Genomic DNA, 17523 nt, shown 5'->3' on the forward strand with positions numbered 1-17523 from the left:
ATCACCTCTCGAACAACGGCAGGTGGCTCGTCACCTGGTACGGCAGGCGGAACGTCAGCGCGGCTTCGTCCACATCGGACAGGTCGCAGAGGATGCGCTCGGTGTCGCGCATGGCGGCGACCGGGCCGCCCTGGCCGTAGGTGTGCTCCAGCCAGTCCCGGTTGAGACCGCCGAAGTTGCGCCAGAAGGCGTCCTGCTCCCAGGGAGGAGGCGGACAGGCCACCCCGCCGCCGGTGACGGCGGCGGCGAGCTCCGCGAACCCGTGGCCCAGAGGTCCCTGGGACGCGACGGAGATCCGCGTGCGGAAGCACGGCCCCGAGGCATACGCGGCGGCGGCGCGGGCGTAGAGCGGGGCCGCGTGCACGGCCAGGCCGTCGGGTTCCACCTGCTGGCTCCACACCGGACTGGGCGCGCCGGGCCGCGCCAGGTAGGCGTACTCCGCCGCGAGCCGGCGCAGGTCGTCCACCAGCACGGGCGAAGGCCGGTACGGCTCCAGGTACACGCTGAGCACGGTCGGCTCCGGCATGAGCGTCAGCTCGCGCCACAACGGTTCCCACGACCGGTCCTCCGGTGGCCGCAACGGCGACACGGCGAAGCAGAACCGCCGCCGCGTCTCCGGCCGGGTGCAGGCCGAGGAGGTCAGCCGCTTGCGCACCTCGACCGTGCTGCGGCCGTCGCGCGCGCCGGGCACGAGGTGTCCCTTGACCTCGCCCACGTCGAGCAGCGGGTCCGTGCGCACGTGAGCGGGCGAGTCGGTGAGCCGGTCGCGCAACCGCACCGCCGCCTCCACGGCCAGTCGTGGATCGTCGTCCTCCACCCGCCCGAGAATGGTGCACGACAGCAGCTTCGTCGCGGGATCGCTGCGGTACCGGAGCTCCCAGCGGGCGTGCGCGTCGGTCGTCCACAGGCTCGTGAGCCAGGCCTGCTCGCGGGTGATGGTCCGGGTGAGCCGCTGCGACTCGTCCACGTCCGGGTACGCCGACGTCTCGCTCATCTTCTGGGCGGGACGCACGCGCACACCGATCCACGCCCAGCTCGTGCCGGGCGTGCTCTCGAGCAGAACTCCGGGAACCGTCACGGCGTCTGCGGCTCCGGCATCCCGTGCCGACCGGTCTCCTGGACCTGCGCGGGCGCCACGAACCCACCCGGCACCGGCGCGGCGGCGAACCGGCCTTCCTCGACGGGCGGCAGGCCGTTGGGGAAGCCGAAGTGCTCGGGCACCTGGATCTCGTCGACGGCCACCATCAGGCCCTCGCGGCACGCGGCGTGGACGGCCTCGCGCATGGCCCGCGCCCGGTCGGCGCGCATCATGGCGATCTCCGGGTCGTTGTGCCCGACCATGCTGCGGAAGATGCCGACGAGGAACTGCCAGATCAGCGTGGCGCCGCGGCGGGACCGCCACATCTGCCAGCCCAGGTAGAGGCTCGTGCCGTAGCGGAAGACCGAGACGTAGATCTGGTAGTCGCCCTCGGTGATGTAGAGCCGGTGGTCGAGGTCCGTCGGCGCGCTGCCCGTGCGGATGCGCCGCGGCCCGCCCCTGACCGGCAGCTGGCGGCGGAACATCGTGCCGGAGATCTGGTGGTAGGCCGACTCCGCGTAGTCGGCGCGGTCGGCCAGCACGATCCGCCACTCGGCGATCGGCTCCGGCAGCCTGCTGAGCAGCACGACCACCAGGAAGACCACGACGGCCAGCAGGGACCCGGCTCCCATGAAGAAGGCCGCCGCTCCGGCGGTGCCGGTGTCCGCGCTACTGCTGCTGCCGTACCTGGTGCTGCTACTGCTGCTTCCGCCGACCGCGAGGGCGATGAGGATGAAGCCGATCGACCAGAACAGCACTCCGACGACGAACGACACGATGGCGCCGCGCAGCCAGAGCTGGAGGACGAACCGCCAGCTGACGGTGTCGTCCAGGTACATCTCCATCGGCTGGTGGCGCAGGTTCTTGTCGAGGTAGGCGGCGTTGCCGTCGCCCCCTCGCCAGCCCGGCAAGGGCTGGGCTTGGTGCTCGAACACGGTGGGTCCCTCCGGGGAAACGGCGTACAACCACCGGGTTAGTAGCGATCGCGAAGTGCGCTGTTATCGGAATTGCGGACGTTCACTCTTTCGAGTTAATCGTGGACTCGTGAAATGGAATCGGAACTAATGAGCTTCTTCGGCATTTCCGGCCGGCGCGATTCAGCGGTTCGGGAGAACGAGGCCGCAGTCGTAGGCGAACACGATGGCGGCGGCGCGGTCGCGGGCCCCGAGCTTCGCGAACAACGAGCCGACGTGGGTCTTCACGGTGGTCTCGGCGAGGCTGAGGTGCTCGGCGATCTCCCGGTTGGACAGGCCGCGGGCGATCAGCCGCAGCACGTCGCGCTCGCGTTCGGTGACGGTCGACGGCAGGTCGGGCGTGCGGGGCACGGCACGGGCGATCCGGCGGTAGGTGGTGAGGATCGGGCGCAGCAGCCTGCCGTCGATCCACGCGCCGCCGCCCGCGACCGTGCGGACCGCCTCGACGAGGTTCTCGGCCGTGGCGGACTTGAGCTCGAACCCCGCCGCGCCCGCCTCGACCGCGGACCACAGCACGTCCTCGTCGTCGAACGTGGTCAGGACGCACACCGGCGGGCCGTTCGCCGCGCGCAGGTGCCGGGTGGCCTCGACGCCGTCGATCCCGGGCATGCGGACGTCCATGCACACGACGTCCGGCGTGCACTCGGCGACGACGCGGACGATGTCGGTGCCGTCGTCCCGTTCGCCGACGACCTGCATGTCGGGCTGGCTGCGCAGCACCAGCGAGAGCCCGGCGCGGATCATCGGCTGGTCGTCGACCAGCAGCACCCTGATCACGCCCGCACCTCGACCAGCCGGCGCGGGAACGACGCCTGGACCGTCCATCCGCCGCGTTCGGGCGAGGCCGTGAAGGTTCCGTCGATCGCGCAGACGCGGTGTTCCAGGCCGGTCAGCCCCATGCCTGCTCCTCCGCGAGGGACGCCCGGCGCGTGCGGACTGGTGATCCGGACCGCGATGGCGTCGTCGTCGAGTCCGATGTGGACCGACGCCTCCGGCCGCAGCGCGTGCTTGGCCGCGTTGGTGAGCGCCTCGCGGACCACGTCGTGCAGGACGATGCGCGGCGCGGCCTCGATCTGGTCGACGCCGTCGGCGACGGTGAGGTCGACGTGCAGGCCGGCGTCCCGGTAGGTGGCGATCAGGTCCTCCAGATCACCGAGCCCGGAGACGGTCGGTGCCGGGGTGCCGCGGTGCATCAGCACCAGGGCCTGGCGCAGCTCGTCCATGCCCTCGCGGCCGACGGTCTCCGCCTGCTGCAAGGCTTTCACCGCCTCGTCCGGGTTGGCGGCGAGGTTCATCCGCGCGCCCGCGAGGTGCAGCAGGACGACGCTGAAGCTGTGGCCGACCATGTCGTGCAGGTCGCGGGCGATCCGCTGCCGGTCGGCGATGACGGCGGCGTCGGCGAGCTCGCTCCTGGTGCGTTCGAGCTCTGCGATCAGGGTCTGTTGCTCACCGGCCAGCCGCCCGAGCACCCAGCCGAGCAGCAGGCCTCCCGACCACAGCCAGGCGCCGATGCCGCGGTGCCAGCTGTTGGTGTCCAGGGCCCAGACGACGAACGGGGAGAACAGGCACACCGTGAGCGCGATCGTGTCGACGCGCCGGGTGCTGCCCGCCGCGACCACGACCATCCCGATGATCAGCACCATGGTCGAGGTGTGCGTGACGACCGCGATGTCGCCGATGAGCGTGGGGATCACGAGCCACGTCAGCAGCAGCCAGCCGGGCATGCGCCGCCAGGCGAGCCGCACGAGCAACGCGGGCAGCATCGCCAGGGCGAGGATCCAGCCCCACTCCTCGGTGTAGAAGAGGTTGAGGGCGCCGAAAGCGCTGCCGAGAAGCGCGGTCCTCGTGATGAACGCGTCGTGGCCGCGCGGCAGAAAGCGCATGACCACGGATGGTAGGGCGGCGAGGCGTCCTCGTCGTGCGTCCCGCGGCGATGAGGGCCGAAAGCATGATGCCCGTCTCCTCCCGTGGTAGGAGACGGGCGCTGATTCCTCCCCGGAACGGACTGCGGAACGGCACCGTCGTCCGAAGACGCGACACGTCCGGGTGAATAGCTTTTGTGGTGATCGAGATCGGCGATTTCCCGCCGGCGAATCCCTCGGTATCCACGGAGTTTCTTGTGCAGCCCGGAACAACTGGCGCGCCGGTGTGGCGGACACCCGGTGCGCTGAGTCGCGGCACGGTGCTCGCCGCCGCCACGCTCACCATCATGGCGCCGGCGATCATCGCGCCGAGCCTGCCGATGATGGAGCAGGTCTTCGCCGGCCAGCGGGGAGCCTCGCTGCTCGTCCGGCTCGCGCTGACGATCACGTCGCTGACGGTCGCGCTCACCGCTCCGTTCGCGGGGCTGGCGGCGGACCGGCTCGGCCGCCGTTCGTTGCTGCTGGCGAGCCTGGTGCTCTACGCGGTCAGCGGCACGATCGGCTACTTCCTCGGTGACCTCGTCCTGCTGCTGGTGAGCAGGGCGGTGCTCGGCGTCGCCGTGGCGGGCGTGATGACGGCGGTCAACGCGATCATCGCCGACTGGTTCGACGGACCCGCCCGCACGGCGTTCCTCGGGTTGCAGCAGGTGTTCGCGAGCCTCAGCGGGGTCGTGCTGCTGCCGCTCGCGGGCCTGCTGGCCACCGTCGGGTGGCGGGTGCCGTTCTGGCTCTACACGACGGCGGCGCTCGTCGCTCTGGCCGCGGTGTTCAGCGTCCGGGACCGGTCGCCCGCCGCTCCGTCCGCCACGGCCCGCGGGCCGGTGTTCACCGGGGGAGTGCTGGGCATCTACGCACTGGCCCTGGTCGCCACGATGGCGTTCTACATGGCCCCGACGCAGGTGCCGTTCCTGTTGGCCGCGCAGGGCAACGGGCCGGTGCTCGTCGGTGTCGTGGTCGCGTGCAGCACGCTGGCCAGCACGATCGGCGGCTTCGCTTTCCCCGCGGTGCGAGCGAAGTTGTCGTCCAGCGCCGTCACCGTGCTCTGCGTCGCGTTGCTCGGACTCGGCTGGTCGCTGATCGGCATCACCGGCTCGGTCGCGGGCACCTCCACCGGGCTCTTCGTCGGCGGGCTCGGGGTCGGCCTCGCGATCCCGAACCTCACGCTGCGGCTGTCCGACGCCGCGCCGCCCGCGTGGCGCGGCCGTGTCCTCAGTGGACTCGTCTCCGGGATCTTCCTGGGGCAGTTCCTCTCCCCGCTGCTCGTGCAGCCCCTGATCGCGTTCACCGGTGTCGGCACCGCCTTCACCTGGTCGGGCGTGGCCATGCTCGCCGGCGGACTCGTCGCCGGCGTGTCCCTCCGCACCACTTCTGAAAGGACCTTTCGGTGATCTACCACGGCATTCGCTTCTCCCTCAAGCCCGGCGTGACGGACGAGGAGGTGGCGGCGGGCCTCGCGGCCATGCGGGCCGCGTCCGCCCAGATGACGACGGTCCGGTCGTACGTGATCGGCCGCGACTTCGGCGGTGAGTACGACTTCGGCGCGGTGTCGGTCCTCGAGACCCTCGACGACTACGAGCAGATGATGAACCACCCGGCGCACCTGGAGGTCGACCGCCTCGGGTTGCCGCTGATCGACAAGTTCGTCTCGTTCGACATCACCGACGACGCCGACCCGGACCTGGGCGCCAAGATCGCCGACGTCCACCGCCGCCGGTACGCGGGCAACCCGGACGTCGCCGATCTGGTGGCCGACCTCGGCGAGTACAGCGGCAGCGGCGCCCCCGGCACGCAGGCCTGACCTTCTCCTTCCCCTGACGCAGAAAGGTTCGTGATGACCGGCGTTGCCGCCACCACCCGTGCGACCGAGATCGTGCTGCCCGGCGCGGTCGCTCCCGACGGCCTGCAGGTGCGGGTCCGCGACCTGCCCGCCCCGGCGCGGGGCCAGCTCGTGCTGCGGATGGAAGCGACCGGGGTGTCGTTCGCCGAGCAGCAGATGCGGCTCGGCAAGTACTACGACCAGCCGCCGTTCCCGTTCGTCCCCGGCTACGACGTCGTGGGCACGGTCGTCGCGACCGGTCCCGGCGTGGACTCCGCGCTGCGGGGCGGCCGGTACGCGGCGGTGACCAAGGTCGGCGGCTGGGCGAGCCACCTGGTGCTCGACGCGGCCGACCTGGTGGCGGTACCGCCGGGCGTCGACCCGGCGGCCGCGGAGACCGTGCTCGTCAACGGCGTCACGGCGTGGCAGATGCTGCACCGCACCGCGAAGGTGGCCAAGGGCGGCACCGTCGTCGTGCTGGGCGCCAACGGCGGCGTCGGGTCGACGCTCGTGCAGCTCGCTCGGCACGCGGGCATCAAGGTCATCGGCACCGCGTCGGCCCGCCACCACGACGCGGTGCTGAAGCTGGGCGCGACCCCGGTCGACTACCGCGATCCCGCGCTGTACGACCGAATCCGCGCCTTGGCACCGAACGGCGTCGACGCGGTGTTCGACCACGTCGGCGGCCCAGGGCTGAAGCAGTCCTGGGCGTTGCTGCGGCGCGGCGGCACGCTGGTGAACTACGGCTCGGCGTCCCAGAAGGGGGAGAACGGGCTGGGCTCGATGATCGCGCTGTTCGGGCGGCTGTACGCCTGGAACCTCCTGCCCAACGGGCGCGGCGCGACCTTCTACAACCTGTGGGCCGGAAAGCGGAACCTGGCGGCGTTCCGGGCCCGTCAGCACGAGGACCTGACGAAGCTGCTGCGGCTCGTCGCGGACGGCGTGCTGGCACCGCAGATCGGCGGCCGCTTCCCGCTCGCCCAGGCCGGTGAGGCACTGGCACTGGCCGAGTCGCGCACCGTCCTCGGCAAGGTCGTCATCGTCGGGCAGGAGGACCGGTGACCCTCCCACCGGGCGAGGTCGACAGCCGCGCCGCCTACCTCACCTTCGCCGCCGCCTACCTGGTCGGCCACGGCACCGCCGCCCTGTCCAAGGGCCCCGACCCGGTGTTCGGGTTGCCGGCCTGGCTCCCGCTCACCCTGCTGGCCGCGGGCCTGATCCCGGCCCTGGGCCTGGCCGTGCGGGCCGGGATGAGGGCGCAACGGGGCGCGAGCGAGTCCCGTCGCCAGGCCGAGAAACTGCTGGGCATCGCGTGGTGCACGGGCTTCGCGGCGCTGGCGATCGCGATCACCGGCGTGTCCCTCGGTGACCCCGATCTGCAGGACGTGCTCTGGCCGGCGGGCTCGGTCCTCCTCGTGGGCCTGATCACCATCGCCGAGGGCGTGGCCCGCGCCATCACCCTGCACTACCAGCTCGGCTCGTTCCTCGCCCTGGCCGGCGCGGCGTCCCTGTTCTTCGACGTCGCGGGTGTCTACGCCACGATCGCCCTCGCGGGCGGTCTCGGCTACCTGGTCGCCGCCGTCCTCGAACGCCGTCGCCTGGGTGCGCACCGGCTCGGCCTGGCGGTCGCCGCGTGAAGATCCTGCGCTGGACCGCCCTGTCCGTCGTGGCGCTGTTGCTGGTGAGCGGCGCCGCGTTCGGAGTGTTCTACCTCCAGGCCAGGCTCGACACCGCGGGAAAGGTGGACTTCGCCCAGGAACTCGTGATCCCGCCGCCGGCTCCCTCCACTGTGGACTCTTCCGGGGTCCGCACGTTCGACCTGGACATCCGCTCCGGCGACACCCGGTTCCTGGATGGCCAGGCGACGAAGACCTGGGGTGTCAACGGCACCTTCCTCGGCCCGACGCTGCGCGCGAAGCGAGGGGAGAAGGTGGCGTTCTCCGTCCGCAACGGCCTGGCCGAGGCGACGTCCCTGCACTGGCACGGCATGCACCTGCCCGCGGACATGGACGGCGGCCCGCACCAGCTGGTCGAGCCCGGCGCCACCTGGCGTCCGCAGTGGACGATCAGCCAGCAGGCCGCGACCCTCTGGTACCACCCGCACCTGCACGGCCGGACCGCCGACCACCTCTACCGGGGCATCGCCGGGATGTTCCTCCTCGACGACGACAACTCCGCCGGCCTGGGCCTGCCCGACGACTACGGCGTGGACGACCTGCCGTTGATCGTGCAGGACAGGAAGTTCGACGGTGACAACCAGTTCGACCACTCCGCCCCGTTCATGAGCACCGGCGGCGTCCTCGGCGACGAGATCCTCGTCAACGGCACCCGAGGTCCCCGCACCGAGATCACCACCCGCCAGGTCCGCCTGCGCCTGCTCAACGCCTCGAACTCCCGCCTCTACAACTTCGGCTTCGCCGACGACCGCCCGTTCCACCTGATCGCCACCGACGGCGGCCTGCTCCCCGAGCCGTGGCAGACCTCGCGGCTGCAACTGTCGCCGGGCGAACGCGCCGAGATCGTCGTCGAGTTCCAGCCGGGCGAGACGACCGAACTGCGGTCCTACCCGACCACCTTCGGCTACGACGCCCTCGGCGCCCGCCTCAACGGCGCCGACGACAGGCTGGACCTCGTCCAGTTCCGCGCCGCCGGCACCCTCGCCGACGCGGGCCGGCTGCCCGAGAAGCTGGGCACCGCCCCGGACCTGCACACCCAGCCGGTCGCCGAGACCAGGTCGTTCGCACTGTCCGGGCGCACCATCAACGGCGCCAAGATGGACATGGCCAGGATCGACTTCGCCGTCCGCCTGGACAGCACCGAGGTCTGGGAAGTCACCAACACCAACGGCTACATGCACAACCTGCACGTGCACGACGTCCAGTTCCAGGTGCTCGACATCGACGGCCAACGGCCACCACCGCACCTGGCGGGCTGGAAGGACACGATCCAGCTCGGCACCGACCGGCGCTACCGGCTGGCGATGAGGTTCAGCGACTACGCCGACCCGGACACGCCCTACATGCTCCACTGCCACCTCACCCTGCACGAGGACGAGGGCATGATGAGCCAGTTCGTCGTGCTGGGTGAGGGACAGTCACCGGGCCGGATCACGGCTCCGGGCCACCGGCATCCCTGAGGTCAGCCGTCCACGCGCTGGACGGCCGGCGGGTGCCACTGCCCGTCGAGCACCTGCTGCCCCGGCCAGTACAACCGCAGCACGAGGCTGAACTCACCGCTCGCGGGCGTGGGCAACCAGTTCTGGTGCCCGCTCGGGCCGAGATGGATGTCGACGGAGCCGTCCGCGTTCGGCACGAGCTGTTCGCCGCGCACGGCGTAGCGGTCATCCGGGTTGTCGATCAGGTAGCCCTGGGCGTTGTAGGCGGTCAGGGACCAGAAGGCGTGGACGGGCGGCAGCCGGTCGGCCGGGAGGTGCAGCACGTAGCTGTGCCCACCGGCCAGCTGCTGCCCGTCGGCGTCGACGTTCGTGCTCGGGTAGACCGCGTCCTCCGGCAGGTTCGCGGCCAGCAGGTGGCGGGCGACGATGGCCCGCGCCCGGTAGTCGGTGCCGTACTCGCCGATGCCGTCGAGCAGGGTGGTCCAGCCGTTGACCGGCGTGCCGCCGAGACCGGTGTCCAGCTCCGCCAACGCCTGGGGCCACGCCGACTCCCACACGTCGGGCATCTTCGCCAGGTCGACCGGCTCGCCGGGACTCCAGCCGTGGCGCTTCATCTCGCGCAGGAACTTCTTGTCCTCCGGCCGTGGCTGGTCATGCGATCCGCTGGAGTAGTAGAGGTCCCAGTACTGCTGCGCGGTCAGGCTGTGGATGATCTCGGGCACGGTGGCGCGCGGCTGTGGCGTTGCGGCGGCCTCGACGGTGATCTGCTGCTGCAACGCCCGTACGGCCGGGAGGTCCTCCTGGCCGTTGAGCTGGATCCGGCCGAGCATCCAGCCGGTGTCGGTCGACATCCGCTGGACGTGCACGTCGGGCGGGAGCGTGCCGCGCCAGTGCGGGCCGACGATCGCGAACCGGTAACCGGCGGCGTCGATCGTGCGGGTGCCGGGGGAGCCCTCGACGTTCGTCCACGCGTCCATGAGCTGGAAGAGGTGGTAGCGGTCGTGCATGTCCGGCACGGTGACGACCACCGGTCCGGCCGAGGTGTCGAAGAACATCGAGGTGTAGAGGGTGTCGACGTTCGGGCGGACCACGTCGGTGAACGACGCGTCCGGCACCACCGGCATGTGTGCGAGTTGGTTGGCGGGCAACCCTGAACCGCGCTTGGTGACCTCCACCGACACCAGCGGATAGGTGTAGAGGTAGGCGTTCAGGGCGGCCTGCTCGGCGGAGACGGCGGTGGACGGCGCGAGCAGGCCGGCGACGGTGGCCACGGCGAGTGCGATGATCATCGGGTTTCCTCCGGGTAGGGCAGCAGATCCGCGTCGACGGCTTCCCAGGCGGCACGGAGCTCGGCGACCAGGGCCGGCTCGTGCAGGGCGCGGTTGGCCTGTTCGCGCGGGTCCGCCTCCAGGTCGAACAGCAGGTCCTTGCCCCGGTAGAACGGCAGGTCGGTGTCCTCCGCGCGGTAGTACTTCCACCTGCCTCGGCGGAGCGCGCGCTGGGTTTCGGTGCGCCAGAACAGGTTTCGCTGCGGTGCTGCCTCGCCACGTAGCAGGTGTCCGGCGAGGCTCACGCCGTCGAGGGGCAGAACGGGTTGTGCGCCGGCGAGTTCGAGCACGGTCGCGGTCCAGTCCGGGGTGAACACCGGGGTGGAGCTGACCTGGCCGCCGCGCAGGCGGGCAGGCCAGCCGACGATGGTCGGGACGCGGATGCCGCCCTCCTGCAGCACGCCCTTGATGCCCGCGAACGGCCAGGTGTAGGAGAAGCGTTCGCCGCCGTTGTCGCTGGAGAAGATCACCAGCGTGTCGGGGCCGAGGCGGTCGAGCACCTCGCCGATCGAACGGTCGAGGTCCTCGACCATCTGCGTGTACTTGGCCACCGACCCGCCGTCGAGGTGGGCCATGGCGAGCGTCTTCTGCTCCGGTGGCAGGGTGCGGATCAGGTTCTCGAGCCGGCGCGCCTCCTGCACGTCACCCTCGGCGATCCACGGCCAGTGCGGGGTGGTGAAGTTGAGGTTGAGCAGCCACGGCCTGTCGTGCTCGCGCCGGACGAACTCGGTGGCCCGTTCGGTGAGGATGCGCGTGTAGTACCGCAGGTCCTGGTACGGCGTCTCGCCCTCGTACAGGTCGTAACGGCCTTCCGTGTCGAGCTTCGAGTAGTACTCCATCGAGCCGCCGAAGTTGCCGAAGAACTCGTCCCAGCCGGACCGCGTCGGACTGTGCGACGGCAGCGAACCGCAGTGCCACTTGCCGATCATCGCGGTCGTGTAGCCCGCGGACCGCAGCATCGACGCCAGCGTCGGGTGGTTCGGGTCGAGTCCGGCGCCGGGCCCCTCGATCGGTTCCTCGAGCCCGGCCGGGATGCGTCCCGGGTAGCGGCCGGTGTAGAGGCTCAGCCGGGTGGGGGAGCAGGTCGACGACCCCGAGTAGCCGTCGGTGAACCGGACTCCCCGCGCTGCCAGGCGGTCCAGGTTCGGCGTCTTGACGTGCGGTGAGCCGTAGCAGGACAGGTCGGCCCAGCCGAGGTCGTCGGCGAGGATGATCAGGACGTTCGGGCGGCGGGCGGGCCCGGCCTGGGCCGCCGGGACGGACAGGCCCGCGGCCGCGGTGCCCAGCAGTCCTCCGAAGGCGCGACGGGTCAGGGACATGCCGTCCTCCCGGTCACCAGCCTGGCCCAGCCGGCCACCCCGGTGAACTCGCTCGCCCCGGCCGGCACCACGTCCACGACCGTCCTGTCCGGACGGATCAGCACCGCGTCCACTCGTTCTCTCCTCAGCCACTCGTCGAGTTCGTCCGCTTGCACGATCGGAGCTCCCAGCGCCGCCGCGATCGCCCGCACGCCCGGCGTAGGTTCCCTTGCCACCACGGCGAAGGAGACGCCGAGCAGGTCGTCCAGAGGCCGGCCGCCCACGCGCGGTTGCGGGCAGGTCGTGCCCCGGCTCAACGGACCCCGCGCCACCCCTCGCTCGCGGTTCAGCAGTCCTGGCACGCCAGGCATTCGGCACAGCGCGGCGGTGGCCTTGTGCCGCAACGACGCCGCGCGGTCCTGCCCGCCGGTCATCGCCCAGCCCGCCGCCACCGCGATCCGGATGACGCGGCGCACGTGCGGTGAGCGTTCGGCCTCGTAGGTGTCCAGCAGGCGTTCGTCGGCGCCGCGCACCACCAGCGCGAGCTTCCAGCTGAGGTTCGCCGCGTCCCGCAGGCCCGCGCACAGGCCCTGCCCGACGAACGGCGGCGTCTGGTGCGCCGCGTCGCCGAGCAGGAAGACCCGGCCGCGCCGCCACCGGTCCGCGACCCGCGCCCGGAACGTGTAGCGGGCCTTCCTGACCACCTCGAACTTCTCGTCCGGCGCGGGCCGCACCCACGGCGCCACGAGCGCGCGCAGCTGGGAGTCGTCGATCCCGGCCGAACGCCGGAACTCCCAGCGGTAGCGGTCCTCGCCGATCCGCATGAACGTGGCGGGCTGTCGCGGATCGCAGACCTGGTCGACGCCGTCCCAGGAGCGCACGGCCGCGTCTGTGCGCACGTCGACGACCGTCCACTCCTCCGCGAACCCGAAGTCGTGCCAGGACGCGCCGATCGCCTGGCGCGTCAGGCTGTTCGCGCCGTCGCAGCCCAGCACCGCGTCGGCCTCGATCGTCGTGGCGACGCCGTCCTTCAGGTACGTGACCGACCCCTCCCGCACGGCCACGACCTCCACACCCGAACGCAGCTCGCACAACGGCCGGCGGGCGAGCTCGTCGCGCAGCACGCGTTCCAGCGCGGGCTGGTCGAACATGCTCGTCTGCGGAAACCCGTGCACGCCAACCGAAGAACGGGCGAACTCGGCGATCACGCGGTGCCGTGCGTCGACGAGCCGCAACCCGCGCGACGGACGGGAGATCGCCGCGAACGCCCCGGCGACCCCGGCGGCCTGCAGGATCCGTTGCACCTCGTCGTCGACCGCGACCGCGCGGGGCAACGGGTAGATGTCGTCGTGCCGCTCCAACAGGATCGAAGGCACGCCCTGACGAGCCAGCAGCAACGCGGCGGTGACCCCGACCGGGCCCGCGCCGACGATCACGACCGTCACGTGCCCACCACGGGCGTGTGCTGGCGGCCGAGGTCGATCCGGCGGTCCGGCGTGGCGATGGTCGCGGTCACGACGTCGCCGTCGGCGAGGTAGCGCGGGTTGCGGGACTGGCTGCGGAAGAACATCCTCCACTTCACGTCGGCGGGCAGCAGCGCGCCGATCTTCTCCGCGATCTTCGGCGGGGCCTTCAGCGCGGTGCCGCCGGGCGTGCCGGTGAGCAGCAGGTCGCCGGGGTCGAGCGCCTGGAACCGGGCGAGCAGCGTCAGCGCCTGCGCGGGCCGGACGATCATGTCGGTGACCGTGCGGTCCTGGCGCAGCTCCCCGTTGACGGACAACGACAGCCGCAGGCTCGTGAGGTGCGGGAAGTCCTCGGCGTCGAGCAGCGCGAGGAACGGGCCGGTCGGCGTGAACGTCGGGTAGGACTTGCTCTCGTAGAACTGCGTCTTGGTCAGCTGCACGTCCCTGGCGCTCACGTCGTTGGTGATCACCAGCCCCGCCAGGTACTTCGGCAGGTCCTCCTCGGTGACGGTCGCGCCGATCGGCAGCGGTGCGCCCAGCACCAGCCCGAGCTCGACCTCGTAGTCGAGGAACCGCACGTGCGCCGGCCGCCTGATCGCGCCGCCGGGCGCGCTGACCGAGCCGGACGCCTTGCGGAAGAACGCGGGCGGGATGTCCCCGGTGAACCCGGAGTCCTTGGCGTGGCTGCGGTAGTTCACCATCTGCGCCACCACCCGGCACGGCGTCGTGACCGGCGACAGCGGCTCCAGCTCCGCGATCGGCACACCGTCCTCAGTGGACTCCCTGGCGGCTTTCACGGCTGCGGCGTCGGCGATCAGCTCGGCGGTCGTCTCAGCCCTCGTGTCGACGGGCACGGCGAGATCACCGCGGGCGACCCACCAGCCGTCGTGGGTGCGCAGGACGTTGGTGCTCATGAGGACATCGCTTTCTTCAGGGCCACGAGGCGGGCGAGGTCGATCTCGTTGTCGTCGTCGCGCAGCGCCGCCACGAGCCGGCGGACGAGCGCGGGGGAGGGGTCGGTGCCGAGGAAGTCGCGGGTGACCGGCGGCCCCCACTGGGCGAGGCCGGACGCGGACATCGGCGCCCAGCCGGGTTCGACGTCGCACGAGAACAGGTCGCCGTCGGCGAAGTGCTCCAGCATGAACCGGTCGGGGTCGCGCCAGTAGTCGAAGAGCTGGCTGCCCTGCACGTGCCGGCCGATGCCCCAGCTGCGCCGGTACCCGCGTTCGGCCAGGTACTCGCCGCCCGCCGCGATCGAGTCGAGGTCGGTGACCTGGTAGGCGGAGTGCACGTACCCGGTGCCGGGACCCAGGTGCATCGCGAGCGTGTGGTGGTCGGCGGCCTCGGTGCCGCGGTCGCAGCGGATGAACGCCATGGTCGGGCCGCGGTCGCGGTGCCCGTCGAGGAACAGGAAGTCGCTGACGATCATGCCGAGCGTCTCCAGGTACCAGTCGAGCGCGCGGCCGAACACCGGCGTCTCCAGCACGACGTGCCCGAGCCGCTGGATCCGCGACGGCTCGCGCGGCGGCCGCTGGGTCGCGTTCGTGCGCGGCTTCCCGGTGCCGAAGTTGAGCGTCAGCGGCACCTGCTCGGGCAACGCCGGCAGCGCCAGCGCGCAGTGCACCACCCGCACCGGGAACCCTGACGGGTCGAGGAGATCCACCACCTCTCCACCGCCGGGAACGTCGGCCGCGCGCACGTCCCGTCCGGTGGCGCGGGCGAGCCGGTGCAGATCCGCGCTCTCGGCGGCGCGGAACGCGGGCCCGATGAACCGCGACGACCGTCCTCTGCGGATCACCATGCACGGCGGCCCTTCGAACGTGCCGCGCAACCACAGCGCGTCCGGTTCCCGTGCCGCGACCTCGAAGCCGAAGTCCCGCGCGAACACCGCCGCCCGGTCCAGGTCGGGCTTCTCGAACTCCAGCCACGTGAGGTCCGCGACCTTGATCACCGGGTTCCGCGCCCGTCCGGCGTGCTCGTGCCGCAGCCCGCCGAACTCGCTGTGCAGGTCCTGATGTGCGGTCCGCATCCGCCCTCCTTCTGATGACTTCATCAGTTATGACCATGCCATCACCCAGAGTGACCCCGCAACGTTTCTGATGAAATCCTCAGTTTTGTGACGACCGTCAGTTCCGCTGCTAGGCTCGCGCGCATGGCGACCACGGCCCAGTCCGGCACCCGCAACGAACGCCGCCGTGCCGCGACCAGGCAGTCCCTGGTCACCGCGGCGCGCAAGCTCCTGGCGGAGGGCGAGGAGAGCGCGGCGAGCATCCAGCAGATCGCGGAACGCGCCGACGTCGGTTTCGGCTCCTTCTACAACCACTTCGCGTCGAAGGCGGACCTCTTCGACGCCGCCGTCACCGAGGCGATGGAGGAGTTCGGCGCCGCCTTCGACCGAGGCCTCGACGGCGTGGAGGACCCGGCCGAGCTCCTGGCCGGCGGCTTCCGGCTGGCCGCCCGCATGGCCGACACCCATCCCGAGCTCATGCAGGTGCTGCGCCGCCGTTCCATCGGCCTGCTGCACGCCGACACGGGCCTCGCCCCGCGCGCCCGCCGCGACCTGGAACACGGCATCGCCACCGGCCGCTTCCTGCCGGTCGACGTCGTGCTGGCCATGACCGCGCTGGGCGGCACGCTCCTCGCGTTGATCGAACTGCGCTTCGCCCGCCCGGACGTCGACTGCGACACGGCCGCCGCGGGCATGGCCGAGATGGTGCTCCGGATGCTCGGACTGTCCCCGGAGGACTCGGCCGAGGTCGTCACGCGGCCGCTGCCCGAGATCTCCTGAACCGTGCGGCGATAATGCCGTCGTGAACTCGACCTGGCCGCTGGTGCACGCCGAACGGGCCGCGCTGGCCGCCGATCTCGCCGACCTGACCGACGACCGGTGGGCCACGACCTCGCTGTGCTCCGAACTCACCGTCCGCGAGGTGCTCGCCCACCTCACCGCGGGCGCCGTGCTGTCGTTCCCGCGCTGGTTCCTGGGCGTCCTGCGGGCTCGCTTCGACTTCGACCGGCAGGTGGTGGACCGGCTCCGCGAACAGCTGGGCGACTCCCCGGCCGAGACGCTCGCGAAGTTCCAGGCCGCGGTCAACCGCTCGACCACACCGCTCGGCTTCCGAGGGTCCCCTGTGGGCGCGTTGGCCGAGCAGGTCGTGCACGCCGAGGACATCCGCAGGCCGCTGGGCATCCGGCGGGTGCCGCCGGCGGAGGTGCTGGTGCCGGTCGCCGAGCACTACGCCTCGTCGGACGTGGTGGTGCTCGCCAAGGGCCGCATCGGCGGGCTGCGGCTCGTCGCCACCGACACCGGGTTCACGACGGGCGAGGGGAGCGAGGTCCGCGGGCCGACGCTCGCCCTGATCATGGCGATGACCGGCCGTGCGGTGTGCTGCGACGACCTGAGCGGCGACGGGGTGGACGAGCTGCGCGGCCGGTGCTGACGGTTGGCCTCGAAGGCGTGGTGGAGACCCGGGAGCTGCCGTCGAGGTATCAGGTCAGTTGCAGCGACCTCGGGTAGAGCCAGCTGCCGGGGGTGTCCTCGGCGGGGTCCGTGTAGTACTCGTGCACCGCGTCCACGTACTCCTGCAGGCTGATCGAGCCGTCGCCGTCGGTGTCCAGGTGGGTGAACGCCAGGCCGCACTCGGCGTCGGACAGGCCGCGCGCCTTCAGCAGGACCTGGAACTCGGCCGCCTCGACCCGGCCGTCGCCGTTCGCGTCGGCCAGCGCCAGCAACGACTCGGAGACCTCCAGGAACACGTCGTCGAACTCGTCGACGTCCGCGAGGACCGTCGCCATCGCCGTGCGGTACTCGTCCAGGGTGATCCGGCCGTCGCGGTCGGCGTCGCAGCGTTCGATCAGGGTCTCCCAGAACCTGTCGGACGTCTCGATCAGCTCCCGGCCGCGCTCCGAACCGGCGGGCTCGCCGAATCCGCGCATCAGCCTGCCGGCGAGCGCGTAGAGGTCCGCGAGCTCGATGACGCCGTTGCCGTTGACGTCGTAGTGGGCGAAGGTCGCCTCAATTCGGTGCAGCAGAACCTCGGTCATGACCACGAACCCTGGCCGCCGGACGGCCCGCGCGCAACCGCGGACCGCCGAGTTCACGTCGGTGGCCTCTTGATGTGCACGGACGTGACGTCGTAGGAGTCGAACAGCCCGTGGTTCTCCTGGTCGCGGATGACGACCACGATCACGGCGTCCGGGTTCATCGTCCGCACCGCCCGCATGACCAGGAACGAGGCGAGGTCGTCCGGGACCGTGATGAACACGCGGTCGGCGGCGTCCACCGAGGCCTCGTCGAGCGCGCACCTGTCCCGGCCGTCGCCGACGACCGCCACGGCTCCGTTGGCCGCGGCCTCGGCGACCGCGACGAAGTCGGTGTCGAGCACGGTCAGCCGCGCGTCGGGTTGCGCCTCCAGCACCGCGTTCACCGCTTCGTGCCCGGCGTCGCCGTACCCGATGACGAGGATGTAGTCGGCCACGCCCAGGTATTCGATGCGCCAGGTGACGCGGATTGGCGTCCATTCGGATGA

Annotated in this window: 18 protein-coding genes; 7 read left to right on the forward strand and 11 right to left on the reverse strand. The window is 71.4% G+C overall.

The genetic code is table 11. The features are described 5' to 3' along the window. Window position 1: 1 nt before the first annotated feature. The 4 genes from ACFWNN_RS09020 to ACFWNN_RS09035 form a co-directional block, all read right to left on the reverse strand. The gene (locus tag ACFWNN_RS09020; protein ID WP_382439336.1) at window positions 2-1078 is read right to left on the reverse strand and encodes a hypothetical protein; all 1077 of its coding nucleotides are present in this window, start codon (window positions 1076-1078) and stop codon (window positions 2-4) included. Further along, window positions 1075-2013 carry a hypothetical protein gene (locus ACFWNN_RS09025; protein ID WP_382439337.1) on the reverse strand — a complete coding sequence of 313 codons (939 nt, stop codon included), beginning with the start codon at window positions 2011-2013 and terminating at the stop codon, window positions 1075-1077. The genes ACFWNN_RS09020 and ACFWNN_RS09025 overlap by 4 nt, the downstream gene beginning before the upstream one ends. A 162-nt stretch (window positions 2014-2175) precedes the next feature. Next, window positions 2176-2829: a response regulator gene (locus ACFWNN_RS09030; RefSeq protein ID WP_382439338.1), complete on the reverse strand. Its 654-nt coding sequence runs from the start codon at window positions 2827-2829 to the stop codon at window positions 2176-2178. Next, window positions 2826-3935 carry a sensor histidine kinase gene (locus tag ACFWNN_RS09035; protein ID WP_382439339.1) on the reverse strand — a complete coding sequence of 370 codons (1110 nt, stop codon included), beginning with the start codon at window positions 3933-3935 and terminating at the stop codon, window positions 2826-2828. The genes ACFWNN_RS09030 and ACFWNN_RS09035 overlap by 4 nt, the downstream gene beginning before the upstream one ends. Window positions 3936-4171: 236 nt before the next feature. On the opposite strand from ACFWNN_RS09035, the gene ACFWNN_RS09040 reads away from it, so the two are divergent. Genes ACFWNN_RS09040 through ACFWNN_RS09060 form a run of 5 tightly spaced genes read left to right on the forward strand, consistent with a single transcriptional unit; the run spans window position 4172 to window position 8926 of the window. Further along, the gene (locus ACFWNN_RS09040) at window positions 4172-5362 is read left to right on the forward strand and encodes an MFS transporter (protein WP_382439340.1); all 1191 of its coding nucleotides are present in this window, start codon (window positions 4172-4174) and stop codon (window positions 5360-5362) included. Next, window positions 5359-5772, forward strand: a complete 414-nt coding sequence (locus tag ACFWNN_RS09045; RefSeq protein ID WP_382439341.1) for a Dabb family protein — start codon at window positions 5359-5361, stop codon at window positions 5770-5772. Before ACFWNN_RS09040 ends, ACFWNN_RS09045 begins: the two co-directional genes overlap by 4 nt. A 33-nt stretch (window positions 5773-5805) precedes the next feature. Next, window positions 5806-6852: a medium chain dehydrogenase/reductase family protein gene (locus tag ACFWNN_RS09050; protein WP_382439342.1), complete on the forward strand. Its 1047-nt coding sequence runs from the start codon at window positions 5806-5808 to the stop codon at window positions 6850-6852. Beyond that, window positions 6849-7427, forward strand: a complete 579-nt coding sequence (locus ACFWNN_RS09055; RefSeq protein ID WP_382439343.1) for an ABC transporter permease — start codon at window positions 6849-6851, stop codon at window positions 7425-7427. Before ACFWNN_RS09050 ends, ACFWNN_RS09055 begins: the two co-directional genes overlap by 4 nt. Continuing rightward, window positions 7424-8926, forward strand: coding sequence for a multicopper oxidase family protein (locus tag ACFWNN_RS09060; protein WP_382439344.1), 1503 nt, complete (start codon window positions 7424-7426; stop codon window positions 8924-8926). Before ACFWNN_RS09055 ends, ACFWNN_RS09060 begins: the two co-directional genes overlap by 4 nt. A 2-nt stretch (window positions 8927-8928) precedes the next feature. On the opposite strand, the gene ACFWNN_RS09065 is transcribed toward ACFWNN_RS09060, so the two are convergent. The 5 genes from ACFWNN_RS09065 to ACFWNN_RS09085 are packed head-to-tail and all read right to left on the reverse strand — an operon-like array spanning window position 8929 to window position 15023. Next, window positions 8929-10194, reverse strand: coding sequence for a DUF1254 domain-containing protein (locus ACFWNN_RS09065; RefSeq protein WP_382439345.1), 1266 nt, complete (start codon window positions 10192-10194; stop codon window positions 8929-8931). Continuing rightward, the gene (locus tag ACFWNN_RS09070) at window positions 10191-11552 is read right to left on the reverse strand and encodes a sulfatase (protein ID WP_382439346.1); all 1362 of its coding nucleotides are present in this window, start codon (window positions 11550-11552) and stop codon (window positions 10191-10193) included. The genes ACFWNN_RS09065 and ACFWNN_RS09070 overlap by 4 nt, the downstream gene beginning before the upstream one ends. After that, window positions 11543-12976: a bifunctional 3-(3-hydroxy-phenyl)propionate/3-hydroxycinnamic acid hydroxylase gene (locus ACFWNN_RS09075; protein ID WP_382439347.1), complete on the reverse strand. Its 1434-nt coding sequence runs from the start codon at window positions 12974-12976 to the stop codon at window positions 11543-11545. The genes ACFWNN_RS09070 and ACFWNN_RS09075 overlap by 10 nt, the downstream gene beginning before the upstream one ends. Beyond that, window positions 12973-13908: a fumarylacetoacetate hydrolase family protein gene (locus ACFWNN_RS09080; protein WP_382439348.1), complete on the reverse strand. Its 936-nt coding sequence runs from the start codon at window positions 13906-13908 to the stop codon at window positions 12973-12975. Before ACFWNN_RS09080 ends, ACFWNN_RS09075 begins: the two co-directional genes overlap by 4 nt. Beyond that, on the reverse strand, window positions 13905-15023 hold the full coding sequence (locus ACFWNN_RS09085) for a VOC family protein (protein WP_382439349.1): 1119 nt from the start codon (window positions 15021-15023) through the stop codon (window positions 13905-13907). Before ACFWNN_RS09085 ends, ACFWNN_RS09080 begins: the two co-directional genes overlap by 4 nt. Before the next feature lie 123 nt (window positions 15024-15146). Between ACFWNN_RS09085 and ACFWNN_RS09090 the strand changes: the two genes are divergently transcribed. Both ACFWNN_RS09090 and ACFWNN_RS09095 read left to right on the forward strand, forming a co-directional pair. Beyond that, a complete protein-coding gene (locus ACFWNN_RS09090; protein ID WP_382439350.1) occupies window positions 15147-15782 on the forward strand; it encodes a TetR/AcrR family transcriptional regulator in 636 nt (211 codons plus the stop codon). Window positions 15783-15804: 22 nt separating this feature from the next. After that, entirely contained in the window at window positions 15805-16434 is a 630-nt protein-coding gene (locus tag ACFWNN_RS09095) for a maleylpyruvate isomerase family mycothiol-dependent enzyme (protein WP_382439351.1), read from the forward strand. Between the two features lie 49 nt (window positions 16435-16483). Here ACFWNN_RS09095 and ACFWNN_RS09100 read toward each other — a convergent pair whose 3' ends face one another. Both ACFWNN_RS09100 and ACFWNN_RS09105 read right to left on the reverse strand, forming a co-directional pair. Further along, window positions 16484-17038: an EF-hand domain-containing protein gene (locus ACFWNN_RS09100; protein ID WP_382439352.1), complete on the reverse strand. Its 555-nt coding sequence runs from the start codon at window positions 17036-17038 to the stop codon at window positions 16484-16486. 53 nt (window positions 17039-17091) lie between these two features. Then, window positions 17092-17472, reverse strand: coding sequence for an NAD-binding protein (locus ACFWNN_RS09105; RefSeq protein WP_382439353.1), 381 nt, complete (start codon window positions 17470-17472; stop codon window positions 17092-17094). Window positions 17473-17523 lie beyond the last annotated feature (51 nt).

The organism is Lentzea sp. NPDC058450 (assembly GCF_042721395.1).
Lineage (GTDB): Bacteria > Actinomycetota > Actinomycetes > Mycobacteriales > Pseudonocardiaceae > Lentzea.

What these genes read in the sequence shown, in the direction of transcription:
- ACFWNN_RS09035 (WP_382439339.1), bottom strand. Translation starts at nt 3,935, where the DNA reads ATGCGCTTTCTGCCGCGCGGCCACGACGCGTTCATCACGAGGACCGCG.
- ACFWNN_RS09050 (WP_382439342.1), top strand. Translation starts at nt 5,806, where the DNA reads ATGACCGGCGTTGCCGCCACCACCCGTGCGACCGAGATCGTGCTGCCC.
- ACFWNN_RS09065 (WP_382439345.1), bottom strand. Translation starts at nt 10,194, where the DNA reads ATGATCATCGCACTCGCCGTGGCCACCGTCGCCGGCCTGCTCGCGCCG.
- ACFWNN_RS09070 (WP_382439346.1), bottom strand. Translation starts at nt 11,552, where the DNA reads ATGTCCCTGACCCGTCGCGCCTTCGGAGGACTGCTGGGCACCGCGGCC.
- ACFWNN_RS09080 (WP_382439348.1), bottom strand. Translation starts at nt 13,908, where the DNA reads ATGAGCACCAACGTCCTGCGCACCCACGACGGCTGGTGGGTCGCCCGC.
- ACFWNN_RS09085 (WP_382439349.1), bottom strand. Translation starts at nt 15,023, where the DNA reads ATGCGGACCGCACATCAGGACCTGCACAGCGAGTTCGGCGGGCTGCGG.
- ACFWNN_RS09090 (WP_382439350.1), top strand. Translation starts at nt 15,147, where the DNA reads ATGGCGACCACGGCCCAGTCCGGCACCCGCAACGAACGCCGCCGTGCC.
- ACFWNN_RS09100 (WP_382439352.1), bottom strand. Translation starts at nt 17,038, where the DNA reads ATGACCGAGGTTCTGCTGCACCGAATTGAGGCGACCTTCGCCCACTAC.